The following is a 5501-nucleotide window of genomic DNA, read 5'->3' on the forward strand; positions in this document are numbered from 1 at the left end:
ATCGCCTGGCCGGTGACGTTGCGCGCCGCCGGCGAGCAGAGGAACAGCGCCATGGCGGCCACGTCCTCGGCGCTGACCATGCGCTTGAGGGAGATCTTGTTCAGGTACTCCTGGCGCATTTCGGCCACCGGTACCCCGGTCTGTTCGGCCCGGGCCTGGATCACCGCGTCCATGCGCGGCCCCTCGACGATCCCCGGCAACAGCGCATTGACCCGGATATCGCTGGCCCCAAGCTCGGCAGCCAGGGACTTCATCAACCCGACGATGGCCCACTTGGTGGCCGCATAAGGTGTACGCCAGGCATATCCCAGGCGCCCGGCTACCGAGGCGATGTGCAGCAGGTGGGCGTTGTCCGAGGCCTTGAGCAGGGGCACGGCGTGGTGAGCGAAGCGGTATTGCGCGGTCAGGTTGATATCGATGGTGCGCTGCCAGTCGGCGTCGCTGACGGCATCGATGCCCGCCGTGGGCCCGGCGATGCCGGCGTTGTTGACCAGCACATCAAGACCGCCGAAATGCTCCACCTGAAGCTGGAACAGCGCCTGGATCTGTGCCGGATCACCGACATCGGTACGAGTCGCCAGCGCCTGGGGGTAGCGATCGCGGAACGCCGCCAGGGCCGCCTCACTGACATCACAGACGTGCACCTGGGCCCCGGCTTCGAGATAGGCCCTGGCCAGCACTTCACCGATGCCTGCTGCGCCGCCGGAAATCATCACCCGCAAGCCCGGGTAAGGCTGCAACCGCTGCAAGATGCTCATGCCCGACCTCCCTTGACCGCCGCTCCAGGCTTCTTGGCCAACAGCCGGCCCAGGGAATCCGCCGCTTGCATGATGTCGTCGGTGACGGCCGCGCGCACTCCCGGACCATCGCCGGCGGCCAGGGCTTCGACGATGCGATTGTGGGCTTCCATGGAACGTTGCAAGTGGGCCTGGTCCGGCGCCACCAGGGCGAAACACGGCCCCATGTGCAGCCAGAAGTTCTCCACCGCGGCCATGGTCAGCTCGGCTCGGGCCACGGCATAGATACGTCGGTGAAAGGCGAAGTTGGTCCACAGGTAACGGGACACATCCACCTCATCGGCAGCCTTTTGCATCTGCCGGCAGAGATCGGTGATCTCCTGCAGATCGGTCTTTTGCAGATGCTGCAGGGCCTTTTCCGCCAGCAGCCCTTCCAGGGCCACCCGCGCATCACGGATCTCCCGCAGGCGATCCAGCGTCATCATCCGTACCCGCAGGCGGGAGGTTTCGGTGACCTCAAAGGCGTTTTCCGCGCTCAGGCGCTGCAGGGCCTCGCGTACCGGCATGGGGCTGGACCCCAAGGCTTCGGCCAGGCCACGAATGGTCAACTTCTGCCCGGGCTGAAAGCGCCCACTCATCAAGGCTTCGCGAATCTGCCGGTACACCTGCTCCTGCAAGGTATCGCGAGAAACCTGACGCAACGTGGGAAGAGGGATTGGGCTTTGAGACATGAGACCTTCAGACATGGGATCTACCTGGGTTGTGGTTCTTGTGTCCGACAATATGTGATCACAAATCAAATATGTCAAATACCGGAATTCAAAGTAAAACCTGTCATGGAGGGTCGATTTACAGCAAAAACAATTTATTAATTCCGCACTGCGAAACATCATTCCGTATTGACCCAATTATTCATTGATGCCAGGATTATTTTCGCCAAGTGATTCAAATAGCGGAATCGAGCTACCGGTGACTGGGGTGTTGTGCTGCTGGTCACCCTCAACGCCATGCCGCGCCCATCGACCTCTCGCTGCCCTTCACCCCGGAGACTGCTGCAATGAGTTGCGAAACAGCCCTGCCAATCGTCGAAAGCGCATTACACGGAAACATCCTGGTACTGACCCTCAACAACCCGCCGGTCAACGCCCTGGGGGTGGAGATCCGCCGCGGACTGCTGGCGGCCATCGACAGCGCCAGCGACAACCCGGCGGTCGACGCCCTCTTGCTGGTCGGCGCAGGACGGCACTTCTGTGGCGGCGCCGACATTCGCGAGTTCGGCAAGACGCCCCAGGCACCGGCGCTGCCGGAGGTGGTCAAGCGGATCGAGGACAGCAGCAAACCGGTGCTGGCGGCAATCCAGGGAGTCGCCCTGGGAGGAGGCCTGGAAGTCGCCCTCGCCGCCCATTACCGCCTGGCCACCGGCAGCGCCCGGCTCGGCCTGCCGGAAGTATTGCTGGGCTTGCTCCCCGGGGCCGGTGGCACCCAGCGCCTGCCCCGCCTGATCGGTGCCAAAGCGGCTCTGGAACTGATGCTCAGCGGGCGACATGTAAGCGCCGAGGAAGCCCTGGACCTGGGTTTGGTCGACCGTCTGGGGAACAGCGATGACGCCCTGGCCGAAGGCCTGGCCTATCTGCGCCAGTTGCTGGAACAGGGCGTCGCTGTCCGACGCACCCGGGATGCCCAGGCCCTGAGCGAGCCGGACGCCCAGCGCGAAGCGATAGATGCCGCCCGCCAGCAGGCCACGCAGAAGTCCCGCGGCCTGCTGTCGCCGTTGCACATCATCCGGGCCGTGCAAGCCGCCCTCGATCAACCCTTCGAAGACGGCCTGCGGGAAGAGCGCCGACTGTTTCTGGAATGCCTCGACAGCCCGCAGCGTGCCGGGCTGGTGCATGCCTTTTTCGCTGAACGGGAAGTGCTCAAGGCCCCCGAGACCCGTGCGGCAGCGCCTCGGGCCATTGTCCGGGTGGGCGTGGTGGGCGGCGGCACCATGGGCGCCGGCATCGCCGTATCGGCCCTCGACGCCGGCCTGCAGGTGACCATGATCGAGCGCGACCAGCAGGCCCTGGACCGGGGCCGTGGCAACGTCGAGAAGGTCTATGACGGGCTGATCGAAAAAGGCCGACTGGATGCGGCGGGCAAGGCCGCGACCCTGGCCCGCTTCAGCGCCAGCACCGACTATCAGGACCTGGCCCAGGCCGATCTGGTGATCGAGGCCGTGTTCGAGGACATGGCGGCCAAGCTTGCGGTATTCGCCGAACTGGATCGTGTGTGCAAACCCGGCGCTGTGCTCGCCAGCAACACCTCCTACCTGGACATCAACGCTATCGCCGCCAGCGTCTCGCGGCCCGCCGACGTCATCGGCCTGCACTTCTTCTCCCCCGCCAACATCATGAAGCTGCTGGAGATCGTGGTCCCGGCCAAGGTCGCACCGGACGTGGTGGCCACGGCCTTCGAACTGGCGAAGAAACTGCGCAAGGTGCCGGTGCGTGCCGGGGTCTGCGATGGTTTCATCGGCAACCGGATCCTCGCGGTCTACCGTCAGGCGGCGGACTACATGATGGAAGACGGCGCCTCGCCCTATCAGATCGACCAGGCCCTGCGCGACTTCGGCTTCCCCATGGGGCCCTTCCAGGTGGCCGACCTGGCCGGTGGCGACATCGGCTGGGCGACCCGTCAGCGCAAGGCCGCCACCCGTGATCCCCGGGCCCGCTATGTAGAGATTGCCGACCGCCTCTGCGAGCGCGGCTGGTTCGGGCAGAAAACCGGTCGTGGCTACTACCTCTATGCCCAGGGCCCGCGCAGCGCCAGCCAGGACCCGGACGTCCTGGCGATCATCGATACCGAGCGGGCCCGGGCCGGTATCACGCCCCGGACCTTCAGCAACCCGGAGATCCTGCGGCGCTACATGGCGGCCATGATCAACGAGGGCGCCAACGTGGTGCATGAAGGCATCGCCCTGCGGCCCCTGGACGTGGACATCACCTTTATCCACGGCTACGGCTTCCCCCGGCACCGCGGTGGCCCGCTCAAGTACGCCGACCAGTACGGCCTGCCCCAGGTCCTGGCGGATATCCGTGAATTTGCCGAACAAGACCCGCTGTTCTGGAAAGCCTCGCCCTTGCTGGTGCAGTTGGTAGAGCGCGGCGAGAACTTCGACAGCCTCAATCACAGCCACTGACCAAGGAGCACGTCCCATGCGCGAAGCCGTCATTGTCTCCACTGCACGCACGCCCCTGACCAAGGCCCATCGCGGCGAGTTCAACATCACCCCCGGCCCCACGCTCGCCGCCTTCGCGGTGCGCGCCGCGGTCGAGCGGGCCGCCATCGATCCGGGGCTGATCGAAGATGCCATCCTCGGCTGCGGCTACGGCGAAGGCACCACCGGGCGCAACGTCGCGCGCCTGGCGGTGGTCCGCGCCGGCCTGCCCATCGGCATCGCCGGCACCACGGTCAACCGCTTCTGCGCCTCCGGGCTGCAGGCCATTGCCATGGCGGCGGGACGCATCGTGGTGGACGGTGTCCCGGCGATCATCGCCGGCGGTGTGGAGAGCATTTCCCAGATCCGTGGACGCGGCGCCAGCGACGATCCGGACCTCGACCCCTGGCTCCTGCAGCACAAGCCGGAACTGTTCCTGCCGATGATCGAAACCGCCGACATCGTCGCCGCGCGCTATGGCATCAGTCGCGAGGCCCAGGACCGTTTTTCGGTAGAGAGCCAGCGCAAGACCGAAGCCGCACAACTGGCCGGCCGCTATCGCGAGGAAATCATCCCCTGCAGCACCACCATGGCGCTGACCGACAAACAGAGCGGCGTGGTCAGCCAGCTTCAAGTCACGGTGGACGCCGACACCTGCAACCGTCGCGGCACCACCTACGAGGCCCTGGCCAAGCTGGAGCCGGTGCAGGGCCCGGGGCGTTTCATCAGCGCCGGCAACGCCTCGCAACTGTCCGACGGCGCCTCGGCCTGCGTATTGATGGAAGCCCGGGAAGCGTCCCGCGCCAACCTGACCCCCTTGGGGGTGTTTCGCGGCATGGCGGTGGCCGGCTGCGAGCCCGACGAGATGGGCATCGGCCCGGTGTTCGCGGTGCCCAGGCTCTTGGCCCGGCACGGCCTCAAGGTCGAGGACATCGGCCTCTGGGAACTCAACGAAGCCTTCGCCTCCCAGGCGATCTACTGCCAGCAGCGGCTGGGCATCGCCGACGAATGCCTGAACGTCAACGGCGGCGCCATCGCCCTGGGTCACCCGTTCGGCATGACCGGCGCGCGCCTGGCCGGCCATGTGCTGCTCGAGGGTCGCCGCCGGGGCGTGAAGTACGCCGTGGTGAGCATGTGCATCGCAGGCGGCATGGGCGCCGCCGCGTTGTTCGAAATCTATTGAGGACGTCGCCATGGACCTGAGTTTCACCCCACAAGAAGAAGCCTTCCGCGACCAGGTGCGCAGCTTTCTCGCTGAACGCCTGCCCAGCGACCTGAGTGACAAGGTGGCCGCAGGCGAGCGCCTGTCCAAGGCCGACATGGAGCAATGGCATGCACTGCTCAATGCCCGGGGCTGGCTGGCCAACCACTGGCCCGAAGCCTTTGGCGGACCGGGCTGGAGCCCCGTGGAAAAGTTCATCTTCGAGCTCGAGTGCGGGCTGGCCAATGCGCCGCGCATCGTGCCCTTCGGCGTCAATATGCTGGGGCCGGTGCTGATCAAGTACGGCACCCCACAGCAGCAGGACTATTGGCTGCCACGGATTCTCGACGGCCGCCACTGGTGGGGC

At 65.8% G+C, this 5501-nt stretch carries 5 protein-coding genes; 3 read left to right on the forward strand and 2 right to left on the reverse strand.

The window, feature by feature from the left end; genetic code table 11:
• A partial coding sequence (locus BLX41_RS21150) for an SDR family oxidoreductase (protein WP_148059764.1) occupies window positions 1-758 on the reverse strand: 758 nt, incomplete at its 3' end.
• Window positions 755-1468 carry a GntR family transcriptional regulator gene (locus tag BLX41_RS21155; protein WP_123726462.1) on the reverse strand — a complete coding sequence of 238 codons (714 nt, stop codon included), beginning with the start codon at window positions 1466-1468 and terminating at the stop codon, window positions 755-757. The genes BLX41_RS21155 and BLX41_RS21150, both read right to left, overlap by 4 nt.
• 326 nt (window positions 1469-1794) lie before the next feature.
• On the opposite strand from BLX41_RS21155, the gene BLX41_RS21160 reads away from it, so the two are divergent.
• The 3 genes from BLX41_RS21160 to BLX41_RS35895 all read left to right on the forward strand — a co-directional run.
• Entirely contained in the window at window positions 1795-3915 is a 2121-nt protein-coding gene (locus BLX41_RS21160) for a 3-hydroxyacyl-CoA dehydrogenase NAD-binding domain-containing protein (RefSeq protein ID WP_123726463.1), read from the forward strand.
• A gap of 16 nt (window positions 3916-3931) precedes the next feature.
• Entirely contained in the window at window positions 3932-5116 is a 1185-nt protein-coding gene (locus tag BLX41_RS21165) for an acetyl-CoA C-acyltransferase (RefSeq protein ID WP_123726464.1), read from the forward strand.
• Window positions 5117-5126: 10 nt separating this feature from the next.
• On the forward strand, window positions 5127-5501 hold a 375-nt coding region (locus BLX41_RS35895; protein WP_259745054.1), incomplete at its 3' end, for an acyl-CoA dehydrogenase family protein.

The organism is Pseudomonas protegens (assembly GCF_003732485.1).
Classification (GTDB): Bacteria; Pseudomonadota; Gammaproteobacteria; order Pseudomonadales; family Pseudomonadaceae; genus Aquipseudomonas; species Aquipseudomonas protegens_B.

Coding starts and splice junctions, on each gene's coding strand:
- BLX41_RS21160 (WP_123726463.1), top strand. CDS start 1,795: ATGAGTTGCGAAACAGCCCTGCCAATCGTCGAAAGCGCATTACACGGA.
- BLX41_RS21165 (WP_123726464.1), top strand. CDS start 3,932: ATGCGCGAAGCCGTCATTGTCTCCACTGCACGCACGCCCCTGACCAAG.
- BLX41_RS21155 (WP_123726462.1), bottom strand. CDS start 1,468: ATGTCTCAAAGCCCAATCCCTCTTCCCACGTTGCGTCAGGTTTCTCGC.